The sequence below is a fragment of the Enterobacter sp. ENT03 genome (genome assembly GCF_019218745.1).
GTDB lineage: Bacteria > Pseudomonadota > Gammaproteobacteria > Enterobacterales > Enterobacteriaceae > Enterobacter_D.
In genome coordinates this window covers 1-24,265 of sequence record NZ_JAHUXA010000004.1, presented here as the reverse complement: position 1 = coordinate 24,265, position 24,265 = coordinate 1, and the positions used below count along the sequence as shown (strand labels likewise).

24 protein-coding genes are annotated in these 24,265 nt (G+C 56.6%); 18 read left to right on the top strand and 6 right to left on the bottom strand.

Going from position 1 to position 24,265, the window contains the following annotated elements:
* Positions 1–38: 38 nt before the first annotated feature.
* The 3 genes from KW828_RS08225 to rsmD form a co-directional block, all read right to left on the bottom strand.
* Positions 39–665, bottom strand: coding sequence for a lysoplasmalogenase (locus tag KW828_RS08225; protein WP_218335932.1), 627 nt, complete (start codon positions 663–665; stop codon positions 39–41).
* 142 nt (positions 666–807) lie between these two features.
* On the bottom strand, positions 808–1,086 hold the full coding sequence (locus KW828_RS08220; RefSeq protein WP_088221028.1) for a DUF1145 family protein: 279 nt from the start codon (positions 1,084–1,086) through the stop codon (positions 808–810).
* Positions 1,076–1,672, bottom strand: a complete 597-nt coding sequence (gene rsmD, locus KW828_RS08215) for a 16S rRNA (guanine(966)-N(2))-methyltransferase (RefSeq protein WP_218335931.1) — start codon at positions 1,670–1,672, stop codon at positions 1,076–1,078. The genes KW828_RS08220 and rsmD overlap by 11 nt, the downstream gene beginning before the upstream one ends.
* 204 nt (positions 1,673–1,876) lie before the next feature.
* Here rsmD and ftsY point away from each other — a divergent pair, with 204 nt between their 5' ends.
* From ftsY to KW828_RS08185, 6 genes are all read left to right on the top strand, one after another.
* Positions 1,877–3,307 carry a signal recognition particle-docking protein FtsY gene (gene ftsY / locus KW828_RS08210; RefSeq protein WP_218335930.1) on the top strand — a complete coding sequence of 477 codons (1,431 nt, stop codon included), beginning with the start codon at positions 1,877–1,879 and terminating at the stop codon, positions 3,305–3,307.
* Between the two features lie 2 nt (positions 3,308–3,309).
* On the top strand, positions 3,310–3,978 hold the full coding sequence (gene ftsE, locus KW828_RS08205) for a cell division ATP-binding protein FtsE (RefSeq protein ID WP_218335929.1): 669 nt from the start codon (positions 3,310–3,312) through the stop codon (positions 3,976–3,978).
* Positions 3,971–5,026, top strand: a complete 1,056-nt coding sequence (ftsX, locus tag KW828_RS08200; RefSeq protein ID WP_088221024.1) for a permease-like cell division protein FtsX — start codon at positions 3,971–3,973, stop codon at positions 5,024–5,026. The genes ftsE and ftsX overlap by 8 nt, the downstream gene beginning before the upstream one ends.
* Positions 5,027–5,292: 266 nt before the next feature.
* On the top strand, positions 5,293–6,147 hold the full coding sequence (rpoH, locus tag KW828_RS08195; protein WP_088221023.1) for an RNA polymerase sigma factor RpoH: 855 nt from the start codon (positions 5,293–5,295) through the stop codon (positions 6,145–6,147).
* Between the two features lie 155 nt (positions 6,148–6,302).
* A complete protein-coding gene (locus KW828_RS08190; protein WP_218335928.1) occupies positions 6,303–7,568 on the top strand; it encodes a 4-aminobutyrate--2-oxoglutarate transaminase in 1,266 nt (421 codons plus the stop codon).
* A gap of 145 nt (positions 7,569–7,713) precedes the next feature.
* Positions 7,714–8,817 carry a branched-chain amino acid ABC transporter substrate-binding protein gene (locus tag KW828_RS08185; RefSeq protein ID WP_218335927.1) on the top strand — a complete coding sequence of 368 codons (1,104 nt, stop codon included), beginning with the start codon at positions 7,714–7,716 and terminating at the stop codon, positions 8,815–8,817.
* 56 nt (positions 8,818–8,873) lie between these two features.
* On the opposite strand, the gene panM is transcribed toward KW828_RS08185, so the two are convergent.
* Entirely contained in the window at positions 8,874–9,257 is a 384-nt protein-coding gene (panM, locus tag KW828_RS08180; RefSeq protein ID WP_218335926.1) for an aspartate 1-decarboxylase autocleavage activator PanM, read from the bottom strand.
* 481 nt (positions 9,258–9,738) lie between these two features.
* Between panM and livK the strand changes: the two genes are divergently transcribed.
* From livK to KW828_RS08150, 6 genes are all read left to right on the top strand, one after another.
* On the top strand, positions 9,739–10,848 hold the full coding sequence (gene livK, locus KW828_RS08175) for a high-affinity branched-chain amino acid ABC transporter substrate-binding protein LivK (RefSeq protein ID WP_218335925.1): 1,110 nt from the start codon (positions 9,739–9,741) through the stop codon (positions 10,846–10,848).
* Positions 10,849–10,895: 47 nt separating this feature from the next.
* Positions 10,896–11,822: a high-affinity branched-chain amino acid ABC transporter permease LivH gene (gene livH, locus KW828_RS08170; RefSeq protein WP_088221016.1), complete on the top strand. Its 927-nt coding sequence runs from the start codon at positions 10,896–10,898 to the stop codon at positions 11,820–11,822.
* Positions 11,819–13,099 (top strand): high-affinity branched-chain amino acid ABC transporter permease LivM, encoded by a 1,281-nt coding sequence (locus tag KW828_RS08165; RefSeq protein ID WP_218335924.1) that lies wholly within the window; start codon positions 11,819–11,821, stop codon positions 13,097–13,099. The genes livH and KW828_RS08165 overlap by 4 nt, the downstream gene beginning before the upstream one ends.
* Positions 13,096–13,863, top strand: a complete 768-nt coding sequence (livG, locus tag KW828_RS08160) for a high-affinity branched-chain amino acid ABC transporter ATP-binding protein LivG (RefSeq protein ID WP_218335923.1) — start codon at positions 13,096–13,098, stop codon at positions 13,861–13,863. The genes KW828_RS08165 and livG overlap by 4 nt, the downstream gene beginning before the upstream one ends.
* Before the next feature lies 1 nt (position 13,864).
* On the top strand, positions 13,865–14,578 hold the full coding sequence (livF, locus tag KW828_RS08155) for a high-affinity branched-chain amino acid ABC transporter ATP-binding protein LivF (RefSeq protein ID WP_218335922.1): 714 nt from the start codon (positions 13,865–13,867) through the stop codon (positions 14,576–14,578).
* A 62-nt stretch (positions 14,579–14,640) separates the two neighbouring features.
* The gene (locus KW828_RS08150; protein WP_218336097.1) at positions 14,641–15,018 is read left to right on the top strand and encodes a hypothetical protein; all 378 of its coding nucleotides are present in this window, start codon (positions 14,641–14,643) and stop codon (positions 15,016–15,018) included.
* A 31-nt stretch (positions 15,019–15,049) separates the two neighbouring features.
* Here KW828_RS08150 and KW828_RS08145 read toward each other — a convergent pair whose 3' ends face one another.
* Positions 15,050–16,462 carry a DUF1996 domain-containing protein gene (locus KW828_RS08145; protein WP_218335921.1) on the bottom strand — a complete coding sequence of 471 codons (1,413 nt, stop codon included), beginning with the start codon at positions 16,460–16,462 and terminating at the stop codon, positions 15,050–15,052.
* 247 nt (positions 16,463–16,709) lie between these two features.
* Here KW828_RS08145 and ugpB point away from each other — a divergent pair, with 247 nt between their 5' ends.
* The 5 genes from ugpB (at position 16,710) to ugpQ (ending at position 21,716) form a co-directional block, all read left to right on the top strand.
* Complete coding sequence (gene ugpB, locus KW828_RS08140) at positions 16,710–18,026, top strand: sn-glycerol-3-phosphate ABC transporter substrate-binding protein UgpB (protein ID WP_088221012.1); 1,317 nt, start codon at positions 16,710–16,712, stop codon at positions 18,024–18,026.
* Between the two features lie 148 nt (positions 18,027–18,174).
* The gene (gene ugpA, locus KW828_RS08135; protein WP_218335920.1) at positions 18,175–19,062 is read left to right on the top strand and encodes a sn-glycerol-3-phosphate ABC transporter permease UgpA; all 888 of its coding nucleotides are present in this window, start codon (positions 18,175–18,177) and stop codon (positions 19,060–19,062) included.
* Entirely contained in the window at positions 19,059–19,904 is an 846-nt protein-coding gene (gene ugpE / locus KW828_RS08130; RefSeq protein ID WP_218335919.1) for a sn-glycerol-3-phosphate ABC transporter permease UgpE, read from the top strand. The genes ugpA and ugpE overlap by 4 nt, the downstream gene beginning before the upstream one ends.
* A 1-nt stretch (position 19,905) precedes the next feature.
* Complete coding sequence (locus tag KW828_RS08125) at positions 19,906–20,979, top strand: sn-glycerol-3-phosphate import ATP-binding protein UgpC (RefSeq protein ID WP_218335918.1); 1,074 nt, start codon at positions 19,906–19,908, stop codon at positions 20,977–20,979.
* Complete coding sequence (gene ugpQ / locus KW828_RS08120; RefSeq protein WP_218335917.1) at positions 20,976–21,716, top strand: glycerophosphodiester phosphodiesterase; 741 nt, start codon at positions 20,976–20,978, stop codon at positions 21,714–21,716. Before KW828_RS08125 ends, ugpQ begins: the two co-directional genes overlap by 4 nt.
* Here the strand turns inward: ugpQ and KW828_RS08115 are convergent.
* Positions 21,713–22,156 carry a DUF2756 family protein gene (locus KW828_RS08115; protein ID WP_218336089.1) on the bottom strand — a complete coding sequence of 148 codons (444 nt, stop codon included), beginning with the start codon at positions 22,154–22,156 and terminating at the stop codon, positions 21,713–21,715. The genes ugpQ and KW828_RS08115 overlap by 4 nt on opposite strands.
* A 135-nt stretch (positions 22,157–22,291) precedes the next feature.
* Between KW828_RS08115 and ggt the strand changes: the two genes are divergently transcribed.
* Entirely contained in the window at positions 22,292–24,034 is a 1,743-nt protein-coding gene (gene ggt / locus KW828_RS08110) for a gamma-glutamyltransferase (RefSeq protein ID WP_371316108.1), read from the top strand.
* Positions 24,035–24,265 lie beyond the last annotated feature (231 nt).

Below are 24,265 nucleotides of genomic sequence, written 5' to 3'. Positions count from 1 at the left end.
CGGAGGATACACTCTGGAGTCCACTCCAGAGTCAAGCGTTATAAGTAGAGCGACCGGACGATGAGGAAATGCCCGGCAAAGTAGCAGGCGGCAGAAATAGCGTTGTCGGCGTGGAAGCGGCGGCGGTAGTGGCTGCCCAGCCAGACAATATTCCCCAGCAGCAACAGCGTGGCACCCACAAAGGCAGACAATGCAGGGGCCGTCGGGCGGAAGAACCACAGCTCGCCCGCCAACCACACCATCACCAGCGTCATGGCGATAAACGTACAGATCGGCCAGCGCAGATCTTCAAGTCGCGTCCAGATCACCGCGATCAGCAGGGCGCCAATGACCAGCAGCGCCAGCGGCAGCGGCCAGAAAAAGGACAGCGTCATCTGACCGGCAAAGTAGATGGTGTAGAGCAGATGCGCGAGGAAATACGCCCCGATGGCGTACAGCAGGCGCTGGCGCGGGAGCAGCGTCAGCGCATCCCCGATCAATGAGGCGCACAGGCCTGCCAGCACCAGATAACTGATGGCATCAAACATCGGTGCCTGCCAGGCAAGCAGCAACAGCAGCAGTAAGGTGACGGGTTTAAATACCCAACGTTGCCATGCCGGACCGCGATACGACGCGTCAACATACAACCATGCAGAAAAACATACAGCGATAAACGACCAAAGCATCTTAATTCCTTGAATTCGTTATTGTCGCGTGGGCGTTGCGCCCACAGCCCTGTCTTCAGTGTAGTGGTCGCGCAACGCGGATGGCAACGCCCCGTCGGCCAGCGGAGGGACTTTCCGCATTTTCTGAGGCAGTAGGTCGGGATTATTTTTTGTTTTGCATCGCTTTCAGGCGCTTTTGCCAGACCAGCAGTTCGAAGACGCCGAACAGGAAAACGCGCCACTGCTCAAGGGTGGTCATCTGCGGGCCGTCTTTCGGCAGCGCGGTTTTCAGCATCACCATCTGCAGGGCGTGCATAAAGGCGGTAAAAATCAGCGCGACGTTAACGAAGATATTCAGCGGGCGCGGGAAGGGGTGGATCAGATTGAGGATGAGAAATGCCCATACGCCCACCATCAATAAACGTCCCAGATTAATCAACATGTTGCTCTCCTTGAGCCGTGCGGTGATACAGACGATAGGCGACCTGGCCGGCCACCTTTTCACGATGCAGATCCCAGTGAACCGGCACCTGCGGCAGCCCGTTTTCCACTTCGCTTTCAACATAGATCAGCGCGTCGTTCGCCAGCCAGCCGTTCACTTCCAGCAGACGTAAGGTTTCGTCGAGCAGCCCTTTGCGAAACGGCGGATCGACAAAAACAATGTCATGGGGTGTGCCGGTCTGATTGAGGAATGTCAGGGTATTGGTGTTGACGACGTTGGCGTTAGCGGCTTTCAGCGTCGCCAGATTCTGCTGCAACTGCTGCGCCACGCCGCGCTCCATCTCAATGAGGGTGGACGCGCCCGCATAACGCGATAGCGCTTCCAGACCCAGCGCGCCGCTACCGGCAAAGCAGTCGAGGCAACGGGCATTGACCATGGATGGCGCGAGCCAGTTAAACAGGGTTTCGCGCACGCGGTCGGTCGTCGGGCGCAGACCAGGGCTGTCGGGCACCGGCAGTTTACGGCCACGCCACTGTCCGCCAATAATACGAATCTGGCCGCTGGCGGCACGGTTGGTTTTTTTCATAGTGAAAGCTCTGATCACAAATTTATCCCGCTATTTTAACGGCGGGAGACGTGGGGGGGAACCTTAATCCTCAGGCGGTGCTGTGTTGCAAGGAAAGTGGTAGACTAACGAAAGACTTATCATTACATCTTACTCATTTTTCAGCCCCCTGTTTGCGACAATGCGGGCTGCGCCATGAATAAACCGCGAGGAGTGTAGTCGCAAATGGCAAAAGAGAAAAAACGTGGTCTGTTCTCCTGGTTAGGCTTTGGTCAGAAAGAGGAGCCGCAGGAAGCCGCACCAGAACAGAAAATGGAATCCCAGGCGGTTGTTGAAGAACAGGCGCCTGTAGAAGAACACATCGCTGTTGAGGAACATACGCCTGTCGAGGCTGAGCCGCATTCACTGATCGAATCCGAGGCCTTTGCCGCGGAAGTGGTGGACGTCACGGAAAAAGTGATCGAGCGCGAAGAGCAGCAGGCAGACATCATCGTCGAAGAGGCGGTGGTTGCGGAACCGGAAGTGGTCATCGAGCCGGAAGCGGTTGCTGAACCAGAGGTGATGACTGAGCCTGAGGCGGTCGTTGAGCACGAAGAGCTGCTGGTGCCGGAAGAAACTGAAGCCGTCGAACCGGAGCCGGAAGCGTGGCTGCCCGAAGAAGGCACCGTCGTTGCCGACGACGAGCCTGAGCAAGCGCCTCAGCCTGACGCGATCGTTGAGCAGGAAAAACCGACCAAAGAAGGTTTCTTTGCGCGTTTAAAACGCAGCCTGCTGAAAACAAAAGAAAACCTCGGTTCCGGATTTATCAGTCTGTTCCGCGGCAAAAAAATCGATGATGATCTGTTTGAAGAGCTGGAAGAGCAGCTGCTGATTGCCGATGTTGGCGTGGAAACCACCCGTAAAATCATCACCAATCTGACGGAAGGGGCCAGCCGCAAGCAACTGCGTGACGCGGAAGCGCTGTATGGCCTGCTGAAAGATGAAATGGGCGATATTCTCGCAAAAGTCGACGAACCGCTTAATATTGAAGGCAAAACGCCTTTCGTTATTCTGATGGTTGGCGTGAACGGCGTGGGTAAAACCACCACCATCGGTAAGCTGGCGCGTCAGTTTGAGCAGCAGGGTAAATCGGTGATGCTGGCGGCAGGCGATACCTTCCGTGCAGCGGCGGTGGAGCAGTTGCAGGTCTGGGGTCAGCGCAACAACATTCCGGTGATTGCACAGCACACCGGCGCGGATTCCGCCTCGGTGATTTTCGATGCTATCCAGGCGGCAAAATCCCGCAAAGTGGACGTGCTGATCGCCGATACCGCAGGGCGCTTGCAGAATAAAGCGCATCTGATGGAAGAGCTGAAGAAGATCGTCCGCGTGATGAAAAAACTGGATGTCGACGCGCCGCACGAAGTGATGCTGACCATCGACGCCAGCACCGGACAAAACGCGGTAAGCCAGGCGAAACTGTTCCATGAAGCGGTCGGGCTGACCGGGATCACCCTGACCAAACTTGATGGTACCGCCAAAGGCGGCGTGATTTTCTCGGTCGCTGACCAGTTCGGTATTCCGATCCGCTATATCGGGACCGGCGAACGTATTGAAGACTTACGTCCGTTTAATGCGGGCGATTTTATAGAGGCACTTTTTGCCCGAGAGGATTAACAATGATTCGCTTTGAACATGTCAGCAAGGCTTATCTCGGTGGGAGACAAGCGTTGCAGGGGGTGACATTCCACCTGCAACCGGGCGAGATGGCGTTTCTGACCGGCCACTCCGGCGCGGGTAAAAGTACGCTGTTAAAGCTTATCTGCGGTATCGAGCGGCCAAGCGCCGGAAAGATCTGGTTTGCCGGGCATGAGATCAGTCGCCTGAAAAACCGTGAAGTGCCGTTTCTGCGTCGGCAGATCGGCATGATTTTTCAGGATCACCATCTGTTAATGGACCGCACGGTCTTTGACAATGTGGCGATCCCGCTGATTATCGCCGGGGCCAGCGGTGAAGATATTCGTCGTCGCGTGTCGGCGGCGCTGGATAAAGTCGGGCTGCTCGACAAAGCGAAAAACTTTCCCATTCAGCTTTCCGGCGGTGAACAGCAGCGTGTGGGCATAGCCCGTGCGGTGGTGAACAAACCCGCGGTTCTGCTGGCGGATGAACCGACCGGTAACCTGGACGATGCACTGTCTGAAGGGATTTTGCGTCTGTTTGAAGAGTTTAACCGCGTCGGGGTAACGGTGCTGATGGCGACGCACGACCTGAGCCTGATTGCGCGCCGCTCGTACCGTATGCTGAGTCTGAGCGACGGTCATTTGCATGGAGGCCTGACGGGTGAATAAACGCGACGCAGTGAATCAAATCCGCCAGTTCGGTAATAAACTGGACCGTTTCCGTAAACCGGGGCAGGGCAGCGGCGGCAACCGCGGCGCGTCCGGCCGCAGCAAAACGCCGCCGAAACCCGGTTCACGCAAAACCAACGTCTTTAACGAACAGATGCGCTACGCCTGGCAGGGCGCGGTGCAGGATCTGAAAAGCAAACCGCTGGCGACCCTGCTGACGGTGATGGTTATTGCCATCTCCCTGACGCTGCCGAGCGTCTGCTATATGGTGTACAAAAACGTGCACCAGGCATCTTCACAGTATTATCCGTCGCCGCAAATTACCGTCTACTTCGATAAAGCGCTGGATGACGGTGCCGCGCAGCAGGTGGTCGGGCAGTTACAGGCGGAACAGGGCGTCGAAAAGGTAAATTATCTTTCACGCGAGGATGCGCTGGGCGAATTCCGCAACTGGTCAGGCTTTGGCGGGGCGCTCGATATGCTGGAAGAGAACCCGCTGCCCGCCGTGGCGGTGGTGGTACCGAAGATCGACTTCCAGAATACCGAATCGCTCAACACCCTGCGCGACCGTATCACCCGCATCAATGGTATTGATGAGGTACGGATGGACGACAGCTGGTTTGCCCGTCTGGCGGCGCTGACCGGGCTGGTGGGGCGCGTGTCGGTAATGATCGGCATCCTGATGGTGGCAGCGGTGTTCCTCGTCATTGGTAACAGTGTACGGCTGAGCATTTTCTCCCGTCGCGACAGCATTAACGTACAGAAACTGATTGGCGCAACGGATGGCTTTATCCTGCGTCCGTTCCTCTACGGCGGTGCACTGCTCGGTTTTAGCGGCGCATTCCTGTCGCTGATCTTGTCTGAAATTCTGGTGATGCGTCTGTCATCGGCGGTGACAGACGTGGCGAAGATTTTCGGCACCCAGTTTGAGTTAAGCGGCCTGTCGTTTGATGAGTGTTTGTTGCTATTGCTGGTGTGTTCGATGATTGGCTGGCTGGCCGCGTGGCTGGCAACCGTGCAACATTTACGTCACTTTACCCCCGACTAAAAATTCTCTGATATACTCTTTCCCTGCTGCATCGGATGTCTGTCAGCAGGGAAAGCACCCCTGATTTCTCTTTTCTCTGCGCAGGTTTTATCATCGTTATGTCACAATTTGTGCGTAATTTATTCACAGCGTTGCAGGGAACTTGTGGATAAAATCACTGTCTGATAAAAGTGTGGATGATATTCTCGTTGCTCACAAACGCTGGCATGTTTGTTGCCTGAAGGGGACAATCCGCCGCCAGTAAGAAGTACATTGAGAGGATTTGAATGACCAAAGAAATGCAAACTTTAGCTTTAGCCCCTGTTGGTAACCTGGAGTCTTATATCCGGGCTGCGAACGCATGGCCGATGTTGACGGCTGATGAAGAGCGGGAGCTTGCTGAAAAGCTGCATTACCAGGGTTCACTGGAAGCAGCTAAAACGCTGATCCTGTCGCACCTGCGCTTTGTTGTTCATATTGCTCGTAACTACTCGGGCTATGGCCTTCCGCAGGCTGACCTGATTCAGGAAGGTAACATTGGCCTGATGAAAGCCGTGCGCCGCTTCAATCCAGAAGTGGGTGTGCGTCTGGTCTCTTTCGCCGTGCACTGGATCAAAGCCGAAATTCACGAATACGTGCTGCGTAACTGGCGTATTGTGAAAGTCGCCACCACTAAAGCACAGCGTAAGCTGTTCTTTAACCTGCGTAAAACCAAGCAGCGTCTGGGCTGGTTTAACCAGGACGAAGTGGAAATGGTGGCTCGTGAGCTGGGCGTTTCCAGCAAAGACGTGCGTGAGATGGAATCGCGTATGGCTGCACAGGACATGACGTTTGACCTGTCGCCGGACGATGAGTCCGACAGCCATCCGATGGCGCCGGTACTGTATCTCCAGGATAAAACCTCTAACTTTGCCGATGGCATTGAAGATGATAACTGGGAAGAACAGGCTGCCAACAAACTGACCGATGCGATGCAGGGTCTGGACGAACGTAGCCAGGCAATCATTCGCGCCCGCTGGCTGGACGAAGATAACAAGTCCACCCTGCAGGAGCTGGCTGACCGCTATGGTGTTTCCGCTGAGCGTGTGCGCCAGCTGGAAAAGAACGCCATGAAAAAGCTGCGTATCGCCATCGAAGCATAATCTTCGCTGCACCGTTTTCTGCGGTGTCACGCCAAAAACCCCTGGATGAAAATCCGGGGGTTTTGTTTTTTTACGCCTGCTCTGGCGATTTCTTATCCTGTGGCAAACACTTACAGATGCGCACTATGTAAACAATGGCATCTCAGGGGGACAGGGTGAAAAATAACGAACTAAACGAAAGGCGCTTACAAGCCACACCGCGTGGCATCGGCGTGATGTGTAATTTTTATGCAGATAAAGCGGAAAACGCCACGTTGTGGGACGTGGAAGGCAACGAGGTGATCGACTTTGCTGCCGGCATCGCCGTGCTGAATACCGGGCATCGCCATCCCAAAGTGATAGCCGCCGTGGAAAAACAGCTGCATGCCTTTACCCATACCGCCTACCAGATCGTGCCGTATGAAAGTTATGTGGCGCTGGCGGAAAAGATCAACGCACGCGTGCCGGTCGCCGGGCCTGCCAAAACCGCCTTCTTCTCGACCGGTGCCGAAGCGGTGGAAAACGCCGTGAAAATCGCCCGTGCTTATACCCGCAGACCCGGCCTCATCACCTTTGGCGGCGGTTTTCATGGCCGTACCTATATGACGATGGCGCTGACCGGCAAAGTCGCACCCTACAAAATCGGCTTCGGCCCCTTTCCCGGCTCGGTGTTCCACGCTCAGTATCCCAATGCGTTGCATGGCGTGAGTACCGCCGATGCGCTGAACAGCCTTGAGCGCATTTTCAAAGCAGACATCGCGCCGGATCAGGTGGCAGCTATCGTGCTGGAGCCGGTGCAGGGCGAGGGCGGATTTGTCATCGCGCCGGATGATTTTATGCAGGGGCTGCGCGCCCTGTGCGATACCCACGGCATTCTGCTGATCGCCGATGAAGTGCAGACCGGCTTTGCCCGTACCGGCAAACTTTTTGCCATGGAACATTTCAGCGTAAAACCCGATCTCATCACCATGGCGAAAAGCCTCGCCGGTGGGCTACCGTTGTCGGCAGTCTCCGGACGCGCAGAGGTGATGGATGCCCCGGCGCCTGGCGGGCTGGGCGGTACTTATGCCGGTAACCCGCTGGCAGTGGCGGCGGCGCTGGCGGTACTGGAAGTGATCGACGAAGAAAACCTCTGCCAGCGCGCCGCGCATCTCGGTCAGCATCTGGTGGAAGTGCTCGAGAAAGCCCGGGCCGATTGCCCGCAGATTGCCGGGATCCGCGCGCTGGGTTCGATGGTGGCCGTGGAGTTCGCCGATCCGCACAGCGGCGAGCCATCGCCGGAGTTTACCCGCCAGGTACAGGCGCGGGCGCTGGAGGCCGGACTGCTGCTGCTTAACTGTGGCGTGTACGGTAACGTCATCCGTTTCCTCTATCCCCTGACCATTCCAGAAGCACAGTTCCGACAGGCGCTGGATATTATTCACGCGTCGCTAACCCGGTAAAAAAGTTGTTACATATTCTGAAAAATGGGGTATGTTTTAGCAGAGTATGCTGTTAAAGCACGAGCAGCCGACCAATAAATGAAATAAAGTGCTGAACAACAACATCACAACGAATGTAATAACCACAATAATGGGGATTCTCAGGATGAAAATGAAGGGTAAAGCGTTACTGGCAGGATGTATCGCGCTGGCCATGAGCAACGTAGCATTCGCGAAAGATATTAAAGTTGCGGTTGTGGGCGCGATGTCTGGCCCGGTAGCGCAGTATGGCGATCAGGAATTCACCGGCGCGAAACAGGCGATCGAAGACATCAACGCCAAAGGCGGCATCAAAGGTGACAAGCTGGTTGCGGTGCAGTACGACGATGCCTGTGACCCGAAACAAGCCGTTGCGGTTGCCAACAAAGTGGTTAACGACGGTATCAAATATGTTATCGGCCACCTGTGCTCCTCCTCTACCCAGCCGGCGTCTGACATTTATGAAGACGAAGGCATTCTGATGATCACCCCGGCCGCCACCGCGCCGGAGCTGACGGCACGCGGCTATAAACTGCTGCTGCGCACCACGGGGCTGGACTCGGATCAGGGCCCGACCGCGGCAAAATACATCCTCGAAAAAGTGAAGCCGCAGCGTATCGCCATCATTCATGACAAACAGCAATACGGTGAAGGCCTGGCGCGTGCCGTGCAGGAAAACCTGAAAAAAGGCAACGCTAATGTGGTGTTCTTCGACGGTCTGACCGCAGGCGAGAAAGACTTCTCCACGCTGGTGGCGCGTCTGAAGAAAGAGAATATCGACTTCGTTTATTACGGTGGCTACCACCCGGAAATGGGTCAGATGCTGCGTCAGGCGCGAGCTGCCGGTCTGAAAACCCAGTTCATGGGCCCGGAAGGTGTGGCGAACGTCTCGCTGTCTAACATCGCTGGTGAATCTGCCGAAGGTATGCTGGTTACCAAGCCGAAGAACTACGATCAGCTGCCGGTGAACAAACCGATTGTTGACGCGATCAAAGCGAAGAAACAGGATCCGAGCGGGGCATTCGTATGGACGACCTACGCGGCGCTGCAATCCCTGAAAGCGGGTCTGGAGCAGTCAGACGATCCGGCCGAAATCGCCAAATACCTGAAAGCCAACACCGTGGAAACCGTCATGGGTCCACTGAGCTGGGATGAGAAGGGCGACCTGAAAGGCTTCGAGTTCGGCGTGTTCACCTGGCATGCAAACGGTACCGCGACCGACGCGAAATAATTTGTTTCCCCCTCGCGCTAGCCCTCTCCACCGGGAGAGGGCCGGGGTGAGGGGATTTATCGCTTCTGCCAGCCGTCCGCGCGGGCGCTGAAACCTGCCGACTGCATAAACGCATCCATCACCGTTTTATCTTCGACTGCAATATCTGACATCCACCAGACGCTAATCTCCGGATGCGCGCGCAGCACTTCCTCAAGCAAATACTTGCCCACGCCACGGCGGCGGGTGACGTCGCGTACGCGCAGCGAATCCAACGCCCCGTCTTTGCCGCTTAATGTCACGCGCACCGCGGCCAGCAGGCGATCGTTAAACCGGGCGGCGTAGATGCAATGGTTGTCGTCAACCGCTAACGACTCCGGCGAGTACTCCGGCCAGATTTTGCCTAAATCGATATGATCCTGTTCGCTGAATGTGTTCAGACGGATGATGGTCAGTTTCATTTACTGCGGGTCCAGAACGTCAAGTGAGGGTGCAGTGTACTCAATTTTCGTCCTCAGGCGCTTTCCCTTTTTATTTCCATTCATCAGGCGATTACTTCTGACACAGCCGCCAGAGCAGTTTTAAACGTCAGGGATCGAAAAATAAGCAGTATTTAACCCTGAAAGGTAGTGTTTTATTCCGCTCATTGTGCCGTTATTTTATGCTGGTAATGGCGCTTTTTTTGTTTATCTCTGGATAAATACAGAATATTATCTGTTCTTAATCGCCTGAAAAATAGGGAATTTAGTGTGGTTTTCAGTAAAAAACTACGCTAAACCATTAAAGGCACAGGTAAAAATAGCATTGTGCATTAAATCACCAGCGTTATTTTTAACCACTACCAGACCAATTTTATACACAATTATTATGAGCTGCCGCGAAGCACCCCTTCGCCGGTAGCCAGACGTGTAAACACGACATCACGAATGGGGATTTTCAGGTATGAACAGGAACGCGAAGACGTTGATCGCGGGGTTGATCGCACTGGCGATGTCGCAAACCGCTACTGCTGCCGATATTAAGGTGGCGGTGGTCGGGGCGATGTCCGGTCCGGTTGCCCAGTGGGGCGATATGGAATTCAACGGTGCCCGTCAGGCCATCAAAGATATTAATGCCAAAGGCGGTATTAAGGGCGACAAGCTGGTCGCGGTGGAATATGACGACGCCTGCGATCCAAAACAAGCCGTGGCGGTGGCCAACAAAATCGTTAATGACGGTATTCAGTACGTAATTGGTCACCTCTGCTCATCATCCACTCAGCCAGCGTCTGATATTTACGAAGACGAAGGCATCCTGATGATTTCGCCTGGCGCGACCAACCCTGAACTGACGCAGCGCGGCTATCAGCACATTATGCGCACTGCCGGGCTGGACTCCTCCCAGGGACCGACTGCCGCAAAATACATTCTGGAAAAGGTAAAGCCGCAGCGTATCGCCATTATTCATGACAAGCAGCAATACGGTGAAGGCCTCGCGCGCTCGGTGCAGGACGGCCTCAAAAAAGGCGGTGCCAATGTGGTCTTCTTTGACGGCATTACTGCCGGTGAAAAAGATTTCTCTGCGCTGATCGCGCGCCTGCAAAAAGAAAATATCGATTTCGTTTATTACGGCGGTTACTACCCGGAAATGGGGCAGATGCTGCGCCAGGCGCGTGCTAACGGTCTGAAAGTGCAGTTTATGGGGCCGGAAGGCGTCGGCAATGCGTCGCTGTCGAATATCGCGGGTGACGCGGGCGAAGGCATGCTGGTGACGATGCCAAAACGCTATGACCAGGATCCGGCAAACAGCGCTATCGTTTCGGCGCTGAAGGCCGATAAGAAAGATCCGTCTGGCCCATATGTGTGGATCACCTATGCCGCTGTGCAGTCGCTGGCGACCGCGCTGGAACGCACCGGCAGCGATGAGCCATTAGCGCTGGCAAAAGATTTAAAAGCAAACGGTGCTAAGACCGTGATTGGGCCGCTGAACTGGGATGAGAAAGGCGATCTGAAGGGATTTGAATTTGGCGTCTTCCAGTGGCACGCCGATGGTTCATCCTCGGTAGCCAAATAATACTCCCGCCGCCCGGCACTGTCGGGCGGGAATAAAAAGGTTTCCCTATGTCCGAGCAGTTTCTCTACTTCGTGCAGCAAATGTTTAACGGCGTTACGCTGGGAAGCACTTACGCGCTTATCGCCATTGGTTACACCATGGTTTACGGCATTATCGGCATGATCAACTTCGCCCATGGCGAGGTGTATATGATCGGCAGCTATGTCTCCTTTATGATCATCGCCGCGCTGATGATGATGGGCATCGACAGCAGCTGGCTGCTGGTAGGTGCTGGCTTTGTCGGAGCGATTGTGATTGCCAGCGCCTACGGCTGGAGTATCGAGCGGGTGGCTTATCGCCCGGTGCGCAGCTCCAAACGCCTGATCGCGCTGATCTCCGCCATCGGTATGTCTATCTTCCTGCAAAACTACGTCAGCCTGACGGAAGGGTCGCGCGACGTGGCGTTGCCGAGCCTGTTTAACGGGCAGTGGGTAGTGGGCAGCAGTGAAAACTTCTCTGCCTCTATCACTACCATGCAGCTGGTGATCTGGGTGGTGACCTTCGTGGCCATGCTGGCGCTGACGCTCTTTATTCGCTACTCCCGCATGGGCCGCGCCTGTCGCGCCTGCGCTGAAGATCTGAAGATGGCGAGCCTGCTCGGCATCAACACCGACCGCGTGATCGCCCTGACCTTTGTGATCGGTGCGGCGATGGCGGCGGTGGCGGGCGTCCTGCTCGGTCAGTTCTACGGCGTAATTAACCCGTATATCGGCTTTATGGCGGGGATGAAAGCCTTCACGGCGGCGGTGCTGGGCGGTATCGGCAGCATTCCGGGCGCGATGATTGGCGGCCTGATCCTGGGCGTGGCGGAGTCGCTCTCCTCGGCGTACCTGAGCACGGAATATAAAGACGTGGTGTCCTTCGCGCTGCTGATTGGCGTACTGCTGGTGATGCCGACCGGGATCCTCGGCCGTCCGGAGGTAGAGAAAGTATGAAACCGATGCATTTTGCAATGGCGCTGCTGTCGGCCGCGATGTTCTTCATCCTCGCGGGCGTCTTTATGGGCGTGCAACTGCAACTGGATGGCACCAGGCTGGTGGTCGGACACGCAGCGGATATTCGCTGGCAGTGGGTGTTCGTTGGCACTGCGGTGGTCTTTTTCTTCCAGCTGCTGCGCCCTGCTTTCCAGAAAAGTATTAAAGGCCTTTCCGGGCCGAAATTCGTGCTGCCAGCCATTGATGGCTCCACGGTAAAACAAAAACTGTTCCTGCTGGCATTGCTGGTGCTGGCCGTGGCCTGGCCGTTTATGGTGTCGCGCGGCACCGTGGACATCGCTACCCTGACCATGATTTACATCATTCTTGGTCTGGGGCTGAACGTGGTGGTGGGGCTGTCCGGTCTGCTGGTGCTGGGCTACGGCGGCTTCTACGCCATTGGCGCGTACACCTTCGCGCTGCTCAATCACTATTACGGCCTTGGCTTCTGGACCTGTCTGCCGCTGGCAGGGCTGGTCTCGGCGGCGGCAGGCTTCCTGCTCGGCTTCCCGGTGCTGCGTCTGCGCGGTGACTATCTGGCGATTGTTACCCTCGGCTTCGGCGAAATTGTGCGTATTCTGCTGCTTAATAACACCGAAGTGACCGGCGGGCCGAACGGTATCAGCCAGATCCCGAAACCGACGCTGTTTGGTCTGGAGTTCAGCCGTTCTGCCCGTGAAGGCGGCTGGGATACCTTCAGCAACTTCTTTAACGTGAAATACGATCCGAGCGACCGCGTGGTGTTCCTCTATCTGGTGGCGCTGCTGCTGGTGGTGCTGAGCCTGTTTGTCATCAACCGCCTGCTGCGTATGCCGCTGGGTCGTGCGTGGGAAGCGCTGCGCGAGGATGAAATCGCCTGTCGTTCTCTGGGCCTGAACCCGACCCGCATCAAGCTGACCGCGTTCACCATCAGCGCTGCGTTTGCCGGCTTTGCCGGGACGCTGTTTGCCGCGCGTCAGGGCTTTGTCAGCCCGGAATCCTTCACCTTTGCAGAATCCGCGTTTGTGCTGGCGATTGTGGTACTTGGCGGCATGGGGTCGCAGTTTGCGGTGATCCTCGCGGCTATCCTGCTGGTGGTGTCCCGTGAACTGATGCGTGATTTCAATGAATACAGCATGTTAATGCTCGGTGGCCTGATGGTGCTGATGATGATCTGGCGTCCGCAGGGCCTGCTGCCCATGACCCGTCCACAGCTGAAACTGAAAACCGGGGAAGCCGCGAAAGGAGAGCAGGCATGAGTCAGCCTTTATTGTCCGTTAATGGCCTGATGATGCGCTTCGGCGGTCTGCTGGCGGTGAATAACGTCTCGCTGGATCTGCATCCGCAGGAAATCGTGTCGCTGATTGGGCCGAATGGCGCGGGTAAAACCACGGTGTTCAATTGCCTGACCGGTTTTTATAAGCCGACCGGCGGCACTATCATGCTGCGCGAACAGCATCTGGAAGGTCTGCCGGGCCAGCAGATCGCCCGAATGGGCGTGGTGCGAACTTTCCAGCACGTGCGCCTGTTCCGTGAAATGACGGTGATCGAAAACCTGCTGGTGGCGCAGCATCAACAGCTAAAAACCGGGCTGTTTTCCGGTCTGCTGAAAACGCCGTCGTTCCGTCGTGCGCAAAGTGAAGCCCTGGATCGCGCCGCCACCTGGCTTGACCGCATTGGTTTGTTAGCACACGCTAACCGGCAGGCGAGCAACCTGGCGTACGGCGATCAGCGTCGTCTGGAGATCGCCCGCTGCATGGTGACGCAGCCGGAGATCCTGATGCTTGATGAACCGGCAGCCGGTCTGAACCCGAAAGAAACCAAAGAGCTGGACGAGCTGATCGTCGAGCTGCGTAATCATCACAACACCACCATCCTGTTGATTGAACACGACATGAAGCTGGTGATGGGCATTTCCGACCGCATCTACGTGGTGAACCAGGGCACGCCGCTGGCCAACGGGACGCCGGAGCAAATTCGTCATAACCCGGATGTTATCCGTGCCTATTTAGGTGAGGCATAAGATGGAAAAAGTCATGTTGTCCTTTGACAAAGTAAGTGCCCACTACGGCAAAATTCAGGCGCTGCACGAGGTGAGCCTGACCATCAATCAGGGGGAAATCGTTACGCTGATTGGCGCCAACGGCGCGGGTAAAACCACGCTACTGGGAACATTGTGCGGCGATCCGCGCGCCACCAGCGGGCGAGTGGTGTTTGACGGCAAAGATATTACCGACTGGCAGACCGCGAAAATCATGCGGGAAGCCGTGGCGATCGTGCCGGAAGGCCGTCGTGTGTTTTCCCGTATGACGGTGGATGAAAACCTGGCGATGGGCGGCTTCTTTGCCGACCGCGACCAGTTCCAGAGCCGCATCAAGCGCGTCTACGAACTGTTCCCGCGCCTGTATGAGCGCCGGATCCAGCGCGCAGGCACCATGTCTGGCGGAGAACAGCAGATGCTGGCGATTGGCCGTGCGCTGATGAGCCAGCCGCGCCTGCTGCTGCTTGATGAGCCGTCGCTGGGGCTTGCGCCGATTATTATCCAGCAAATCTTCGACACTATCGAACAGCTGCGTCAGGAAGGGATGACCATCTTCCTGGTCGAGCAGAACGCCAACCAGGCGCTGAAGCTCGCCGATCGCGGCTATGTGCTGGAGAACGGTCATGTGGTGCTCGAAGATACCGGCGACGCGCTGCTGGCAAACGAAGCCGTACGCAGCGCTTATCTGGGGGGTTGATCTCATCCTCTGCGTGCGCTGCGTCCGATCAGCTTTGAAAACGTTAACTAAGGAGAGTAACTATGCAGTTTTTGGGAAAAATGACGTTGGTGATTTGCGGGTTGTTGGCGAGTACAGCGCAGGCATTTCAGGAGCAACACGAAGAGGGGATCAGCGCGGAAGCACTCAGTGAAATGCTGCCGTGGCCGCGCGAACCGGGGTTGTTACGTCCGCTCAATCCGGATGGCATGACGCGCTCTGACGGGCTGGAACCGCCAGTGACGCATCATAACCAATTCCCCGTTGATTCCTCTTTACCGCAACGTCTGCCGTGTGAAACGAGCGATCATCTGTCCTGCGTCACCCGGTGGGAAGATGAAAAATCGGACATTCAGCGCGAACGGGAACGCCGGGAAGATCGTCGTTTCCAGCGTGAACTGGAGGAGTTTCGGGCGCGCTAGTTGCTGCTTCACACTTTCATGTGCTGAAACGCTACGGTTGTGGCGTTTCGCGCATGCCTTTGACTAACAGCAGCGGGGGAACGGCTCCGGTCGCGCTGTCAAACACAAACTCCCGTCCCTGGCGCTCACCGCCAATATAGAACGACACCGCTTTATTGCCTTTCGCAGCCTGCTGGCGAACGTATTTATCGACATCGAAATAGTTATCGCCTTCGTTACTGCCGTGGCGCAATGTGGCGACGGATACCGTGGACAGCGGTGGGCGTGTCGTCCAGTTGACGCTCGCGGCCTGCCAGGTGTCATCAATGGCATAGATATAGAGCATACGGGTGGCCGAGTCGCTGACGTTTTTACCGTGCACGCGGACGTAATATTTAAACAGCGCGGCATCCTCCGGCGGCATGTTTGCCGGCAGCGCCGGAATAGTGAATTTCAGCAGGGCCAGTTTTTGCGGATGGGCGTCACGTCCCGGCGCGGCCCAGTTATCAACAATATGGATCTGCCTGTCACGGTTATTGATTGCCTCAGGATGCTCACTGTCGATCCAACTGCTCTCCTGCGCCACGCTCAGGCTAAACGGCACATTCAGCCCGCAATGGATCGCCCGGTTCAGACAGTGGTCAGTCATAAACCGCGCGCCGTCTTCGGTCCAGCCGTTCATGAAATCAGCGTGGGCGGTATACAAGCTCCCCCATTTATCCTCCCGTTTACTGCCCACAAGGTTGGGATCCATCGACAATTTGATCTGGCTGGTATCCAGACTCTTCACCTCCTTTAACACCCAGGAGACGTTCATATTCACCGTCGGGATCTTGACCGGGAAATCCGCCGGGCAGAGGTTATTTACGGCGTAAACCGCGTTTGGTCGTCCCCGTGACGGCTTAAGGCTGACGCCATCCCAGCAGTTCGGAAAGCGCAGGCCGATGTTGAACTGTACCGGGCCGTCAGGCGAACGCGGGCCGCAAATGCGGCCGATTTTGGTGAAATAGCTGCCGCTGCCGCAGAAAAAGTTAATCTGCGTCGGCGGGGTGGTGCCGTGGTGATTGCCCGCCAGCAGCTCAAGCCCTGGCGGGAAGGGCTGCACCGGGTATTTCGCCACCTCGTCGGCCTGATAATAGGTTTTCTGGTACGCCGGATACACGATCCGCCCGTCCGGCAGCATCATGGTCGGCACCCAGTAGGCAGAGGCGTCCGCTTTGTTATCGCAGGTGGTCTGCGGTTTCTCCTGCAACCGGGTGTAGTTAGAAAACGCATCGGTGCTGGTATTGCCGAAAAAGTCATGCCACATCGCCAGCCCCGGTTTGCCCGGCATCATAATGGCATCGTCGCCGGCGGTGTGATGATAACTGCACACCACGTTAGTCTGGCCTTCGGCGGCATGGGCGCTGGTAAGGCCTGCGGCCAGTCCCGCCGTCGCGATAATAAACGTGCAAAAAGTCTTCATGGGTTCCTCCTCTGTTTTGCGTTATCAGTAGCACGCCAGCAGCAGAGGACTGTCATCACGACTTCTCATCCGTTCCCATTTTCCACGATGAGGGAAAGGGTTGTCATGCCCGGTACATCGCGGCATCACGTTTGCGTCACATTTATGTAACGAAACGGTTATTTTTCTGTCATTCGCGCGTGTCATGTTACCTCGCGAGCATAAAACGCGTGTTTTCGCGCATCGGCACAACAAGAGAGATAACCGCATGACTTCGTTACGACATACAGCTTTAGGACTGGCATTAAGCCTGGCATGTGCAGGTCAGGCGATGGCTGTCACCACCATCCCGTTCTGGCACTCAATGGAAGGTCAGTTAGGTAAAGAAGTGGAATCCCTGGCGCAACGTTTTAATGACACCCATCCGGATTACAAAATTGTGCCGGTGTACAAAGGTAACTACGAGCAGAGCCTGAGCGCCGGTATTGCGGCCTTCCGTACCGGCAATGCGCCTGCGTTGTTACAGGTATATGAAGTTGGCACCGCCACCATGATGGCGTCCAAAGCTATCAAACCGGTGTACGAAGTGTTCAGCGATGCGGGCATCAAGTTTGATGAATCGCAGTTCGTGCCGACGGTTGCCGGTTATTACACCGATTCAAAAACCGGCCACCTGCTGTCCCAGCCGTTCAACAGCTCTACGCCGGTGCTGTATTACAACAAAGACGCCTTCAAAAAAGCCGGTTTAGATCCGGAGCAACCGCCGAAAACCTGGCAGGATCTCGCTGCCTATACCGCCAAACTGAAAGCGGCAGGCATGAAGTGTGGTTACGCCAGCGGCTGGCAGGGCTGGATCCAGATCGAAAACTTCAGCGCCTGGCATGGTCTGCCGGTCGCGACCAAAAACAACGGCTTTGACGGGACCGATGCGGTACTGGAATTCAACAAGCCGGAGCAGGTAAAACACATCGCCCTGCTGGCCGATCTGAACAAGAAAGGCGATTTCAGCTACTTTGGGCGCAAGGATGAGTCGACCGAGAAGTTCTATAACGGCGACTGCGCTATTACTACCGCCTCTTCCGGCTCGCTGGCGGATATTCGTCACTATGCGAAATTCAATTACGGCGTCGGCATGATGCCTTATGACGCCGACGTGAAAGGCGCGCCGCAGAACGCCATTATTGGCGGGGCCAGCCTGTGGGTAATGCAGGGTAAAGACAAGCCGACTTACACCGGCGTGGCGCAGTTCCTCGAGTTTCTGGCGAAGCCTGAAAATGCCGCCGAATGGCACCAGAAAACCGGCTATCTGCCGATCACCACCGCCGCCTATAACCTGACGCGCGAGCAGGGCTTCTACGATAAAAACCCAGGCGCTGATACCGCCACCCGTCAGATGCTGAACAAGCCGCCGTTGCCGTTCACCAAAGGCCTGCGTCTGGGCAACATGCCGCAGATCCGCACCATTGTGGACGAAGAACTGGAATCGGTGTGGACCGGCAAGAAAACCGCGCAGCAGGCGCTGGATTCCGCCGTTGAGCGGGGTAATCAGCTGCTGCGCCGCTTCGAGCAGTCTACTAAGTCGTAAAAAATTGCCCGGTGGCGCTGCGCTTACCGGGTCTACGTTGTGATGAGTTGTAGGCCGGGTCAGGCGAAGCCGCCACCCGGCGTTTTCAGCACGCGTAGGCCGGATCAGGCGAAGCCACCACCCGGCTTTGTTCAGGAAAACACTCTTCATGTCATCTTCCCGTCCGGTATTCCGTTCGCGCTGGCTGCCTTATGTGCTGGTTGCCCCGCAGCTGATTATCACCCTGATTTTCTTCATCTGGCCTGCGGGCGAAGCGCTGTGGTATTCGGTACAAAGCGTCGATCCCTTTGGGCTGTCGAGCCAGTTCGTCGGCATGGACAACTTCGTTGCCCTGTTTCATGACCGCTATTACCTCGATTCCTTCTGGACCACCATCAAGTTCAGCGGCATGGTCACCTTCTGGGGATTGCTGAGTTCATTATTCTTCGCCGCGCTGGTGGATTACGTGATCCGCGCCAGCCGCCTGTACCAGACGCTGATGCTGCTGCCGTATGCTGTCGCGCCAGCCATTGCCGCCGTGCTGTGGATTTTCTTATTTAATCCGGGGCGCGGCCTGATCACCCATGCGCTGGAAGCCGTGGGATACAGCTGGAACCATGCGCAGAACAGCGGCCAGGCGATGTTCCTGGTGGTATTCGCCTCCATCTGGAAGCAGATCAGCTACAACTTCCTGTTCTTTTTCGCCGCCCTGCAATCGATCCCTCGCTCGCTGGTTGAGGCCGCCGCCATTGACGGTGCCGGGCCGGTGCGCCGTTTCTTCCAGCTCTCGTTACCACTGATCGCGCCGGTGAGCTTCTTCCTGCTGGTGGTGAATCTGGTGTACGCCTTCTTCGACACCTTCCCGGTGATCGACGCCGCGACGGCGGGCGGGCCGGTGCAGGCCACCACGACGCTGATCTACAAAATTTACCGCGAAGGGTTTGCCGGGCTGGATCTCTCGGCGTCTGCCGCGCAGTCGGTGGTGCTGATGCTGCTGGTTATCGGGCTGACCGTCGTGCAGTTCCGCTATGTGGAAAGTAAGGTGCGCTACCAATGATCGAGAACCGCCGCGGGCTGACGATCTTCAGCCATCTCATGTTGATCCTTGGGATCGCCGCCATTCTGTTTCCGCTGTACGTGGCTTTTGTCGCCGCCACGCTGAATAACCAGCAAGTATTTGAAACGCCGATGACGCTGATCCCCGGCACGCATCTGCTGGAAAATATCCGCACCATCTGGCGGGAAGGCGTCGGGTCGAACAGCGCACCTTTCGGTGTGATGCTGCTGAACAGCTTTATCATGGCGTTCAGCATTACGGTCGGGAAAATCGTGGTGTCGATGCTCTCCGCCTTTGCCATCGTCTGGTTTCGCTTCCCGCTGCGTAACCTGTTCTTCTGGATGATTTTTATCACTCTGATGCTGCCCGTCGAGGTGCGTATTTTCCCGACGGTGGAAGTGATCGCCCGGCTGAACATGCTCGACAGCTATACCGGGCTGACGCTGCCGCTGATGGCCTCGGCGACCGCCACTTTCCTGTTTCGCCAGTTCTTTATGACGCTGCCCGACGAGCTGATCGAAGCCGCGCGCATTGATGGCGCCTCCCCGATGCGCTTTTTCCGCGACATCGTGCTGCCGCTGTCGAAAACCAATCTCGCGGCGCTGTTTGTCATCACCTTTATCTACGGCTGGAACCAGTACCTGTGGCCGCTGCTGATTGTCAGCGACGTGAACCTCGGCACCGCGGTAGCGGGCATCAAGGGCATGATCGCCACCGGTGAGGGCAGCACGCAGTGGAACCACGTTATGGCCGCGATGTTGCTGACGCTCATTCCGCCGGTCGTCATTGTTTTAGCCATGCAGCGTGCTTTTGTGCGTGGTTTAGTTGATAGCGAGAAATAAGATGGCAGGTCTGAAATTACAGGCAGTAACCAAAAGCTGGGACAACGGCAAAACGCAGATTATTCAGCCGCTGACGCTGGACGTGTCGGACGGTGAATTTATTGTCATGGTCGGGCCGTCCGGCTGCGGCAAATCGACGCTGCTGCGCATGGTGGCGGGGCTGGAGCGCGTGTCCAGCGGCGATGTGTGGATCGATCGCCAGCGCGTCACCGACATGGAACCCAAAGAGCGCGGTATTGCCATGGTATTCCAGAACTATGCGCTTTATCCGCACATGAGCGTGGAAGAGAACATGGCCTGGGGCCTGAAAATCCGCGGTATGGGCAAAGCGCACATCGCGGAGCGGGTAAAGGACGCCGCGCGCATTCTGGAGCTGGATGGCCTGCTCAAACGCCGTCCGCGCGAGCTGTCCGGCGGGCAGCGGCAGCGTGTGGCGATGGGCCGCGCGATTGTGCGCGATCCGGCTGTCTTCCTGTTTGATGAACCGCTCTCGAATCTTGATGCCAAACTGCGCGTGCAGATGCGCCTTGAGCTGCAACAGCTGCACCGCCGCCTGAAAACCACCTCCCTGTACGTCACCCACGATCAGGTGGAAGCGATGACGCTGGCCCAGCGCGTGATGGTGATGAACAAAGGCGTGGCGGAGCAAATCGGCACGCCGGTGGAAGTCTATGAGAAGCCCGCCAGTCGCTTTGTGGCAAGCTTTATCGGCAGCCCGGCGATGAACCTGCTGGAAGGGCGTATCAGCACCAGTGGCACCCATTTTGATCTCGACAGTGGCATGTCGTTGCCCATTAACTGGGTTTACCGGGGCTATACCGGGCGCAACATGACGCTGGGTATCCGCCCGGAGCATATTACGCTAAGCTCACCCTCCGCAGGCGGGATCCCGCTGGTGATGGACACGCTGGAAATGCTCGGCGCTGATAACCTGGCCCACGGGCGCTGGGGCGAACAGAAAATGGTGGTCCGTCTGCCGCATCATGAACGTCCTGCGCCTGGCAGCACGCTGTGGCTGCATTTCGCGGAAAACCATCTGCACCTTTTCGACGGTGAAACAGGACAACGAGTATGAGCAACTGGCCCTATCCCCACATTGTCGCGCATCGTGGCGGCGGCAAACTGGCCCCGGAAAACACGCTGGCCGCCATTGATACCGGCGCACGCTTCGGCCACACCATGATTGAATTTGACGTGAAATTGTCGCAGGACGGGCAGATCTTCCTGCTGCATGACGACAACCTTGAACGCACCAGTAACGGCTGGGGCGTGGCGGGCAGACTGCCGTGGAGCGATCTGTTACAGGTGGACGCGGGGAGCTGGTTCAGCACTGCATTCAAAGGTGAACCTTTGCCCTTGCTGTCGCAGGTGGCGCAGCGCTGCCGCGAGCACGGCATGATGGCGAACATTGAGATCAAACCAACGACCGGCACCGGCCCGCTGACTGGCGAAACCGTGGCGCGGGCGGCACGTGAGCTGTGGGCAGACATGACACCGCCGCTGTTATCGTCATTTGATATTGATGCGCTGGACGCTGCACAGCAGGCCGCACCGGAGTTACCGCGCGGGTTGCTGCTTGATGAGTGGCGGGATGACTGGCGCGCGCTGACAACACAGCTTGGCTGCGTCTCCATCCACCTCAACCACCGTCTGCTGGATGAAGCCCGCATTGCCGCGCTGAAAGACGCCGGGCTGCGTATCCTGGTTTATACCGTCAACAAGCCCGAGCGCGCCGCTGAACTGCTGCGCGCCGGGGTGGACGCTATCTGTACTGACCGTATCGACATCATTGGTCCTGACTTTCAGCCTTAGGGGCTGAGGGTTTTCAGCGGCAAATTCGCCTGCGGCGTACTGCCGCTGTTCTGATTCAGCATGCTGCCGTGAGTCTGTTGCGGCAGCATATGCTGCTGTTGCGAGTTCAGCGAGGCATCGCTGTTATTCAACATCCCGCCATTACTGTTTGGCAACGGTTGCTGACGCGGCAGGTTTAGCTCGCCCGGCTGGGACTGGATGATCCGCTGCGAGTTGTTGTTAATCTGCGATTCCAGATGCTGTTGCTGAATACGGGTCTGCGTCTGTAACTGCTGATTCAGCATGCCTTTTTGCTGCGACTGCTGGTTAAGCATCTGCGTCTGCATTCGCTGCTGGGACGGGATCTGATAGTCCGGCAGATTCGGGTTATTCATCGTATTGAGTGGCTGTGCGAAAGCGCCAAACGGAAATAACGCCGCCAGAATCAGGTAGGGTTTCATCATCATCTCCTCTCATGGGGAATACATGGGGAATAGCTTAAGTTTACTTGCTCTCCAGCAAAACGATGATTTTTTAAGAGTAGTGAACCAGGCTTAAGCGGGGCCTGTTGCTCATATCTCTGGAGAACCGCGATGATGAAACAGAAAGTTGTGCGTTGGGTGGCCGTTGCCGCCCTGATGGCAGGGGGATGTTTTGGCGTGGGCGCAGCACCGCCGCCGCCACCGCCAGTGTCATACGGCGTGGAAGCGGATGTCTTCCATCCGGTGCAGGCCAAAGAGGGCATGGTGGCGTCAGTGGATGCAACAGCCACCCGCGTCGGCGTTGACATCCTGAAGCAGGGCGGTAACGCCGTGGATGCCGCCGTGGCGGTTGGCTATGCGCTGGCGGTCACGCATCCGCAGGCGGGCAATCTCGGCGGTGGCGGTTTTATGCTGCTGCGCACCAAAGACGGACAAACAACCGCCATCGACTTCCGCGAAATGGCGCCGGCCCAGGCATCGCGCGATATGTTTTTAGACGAGCAGGGCAATCCCGACAGTAAAAAATCCCTCACTTCACATTTAGCGACTGGCACACCGGGCACGGTGGCGGGCTTCTCGCTGGCGCTGGAAAAATATGGCACGTTGCCGCTGAACAAAGTGGTGCAGCCAGCCATCAAACTTGCCAGGCAGGGCTTTACCGTTAACGACGCGCTGGCAGACGATCTGAAAACCTACGGCAGCGAAGTGTTGCCCCACTATGAAAACAGTAAAGCGATCTTCTGGAAAAACGGCGAGCCGCTGAAAAAAGGCGACAAGCTGGTGCAGACCAATCTGGCTAAAAGCCTGGAGATGATCGCGGAGAAAGGTCCGGAAGCCTTCTATAAAGGCGCCATTGCCGATCAGATCGCCCAGGAGATGAGCAAAAATGGCGGCCTGATCACCAAAGACGATTTGGCCGCTTATAAAGCCGTCGAACGCACGCCCATTAGCGGCGAATATCGCGGTTATGAGGTCTTCTCCATGCCTCCACCGTCGTCTGGCGGGATCCACATCGTGCAGATCCTCAATATCCTCGAAAACTTCGATCTGGCGAAATACGGCTTTGGCAGCGCCGATGCCATGCAGGTGATGGCTGAAGCAGAAAAATATGCCTATGCCGACCGCTCGGAATATTTAGGCGATCCGGATTTTGTGAAAGTGCCGTGGCAGGCGCTGACCAGTAAGGACTATGCCAAATCCCTCGCGCAGCAGATCGATGTGACAAAGGCGAAGCCATCAAGCCAGATCCGCCCCGGCAAGCTGGCCCCTTACGAGAGCAACCAGACCACGCATTTCTCGGTGGTGGATAAAGACGGGAATGCGGTAGCGGTGACTTATACCCTGAACACCACGTTCGGCACGGGCATTGTGGCGGGGAATACCGGTATTCTGCTGAATAACGAAATGGATGATTTCTCCGCCAAGCCGGGCGTACCGAACGTCTACGGGCTGGTGGGCGGCGATGCGAACGCCGTTGGGCCAGGTAAACGTCCACTGTCGTCGATGTCGCCCACGATCGTGGTAAAAGACGGTAAAACCTGGCTGGTCACCGGCAGCCCCGGTGGGAGCCGTATTATCACGACCGTGCTGCAAATGGTGGTCAACAGCATTGATTTCGGAATGAACGTCGCCGAAGCCACCAACGCGCCGCGCTTCCATCATCAGTGGTTGCCGGACGAGCTGCGCGTGGAGAAGGGCTTCAGCCCGGATACGCTGAAACTGCTGGAGCAAAAAGGGCAGAAAGTCGCGGTGAAAGAGGCGATGGGCAGCACGCAGAGTATTATGATCGCCCCTGACGGTACGCTGTACGGCGCGTCGGATCCGCGGTCGGTGGATGATTTAGCGGCGGGGTATTAACTTTTATGCCCCTCACCCCGGCCCTCTCCCGTTGTACAGTCCGGGGACATCATGAACACTTGTTCGGGGACATGGTAGACACTTACAACTAAGGCATAAGAACCCGTTTATGGAGTCGCTTATGCCCTGGGATGCGAGAGATACCATGTCATTACGTACTGAGTTTGTTTTGTTCGCCTCGCAGGACGGGGCGAACATCCGTTCCCTTTGCCGTCACTACGGCATTTCTCC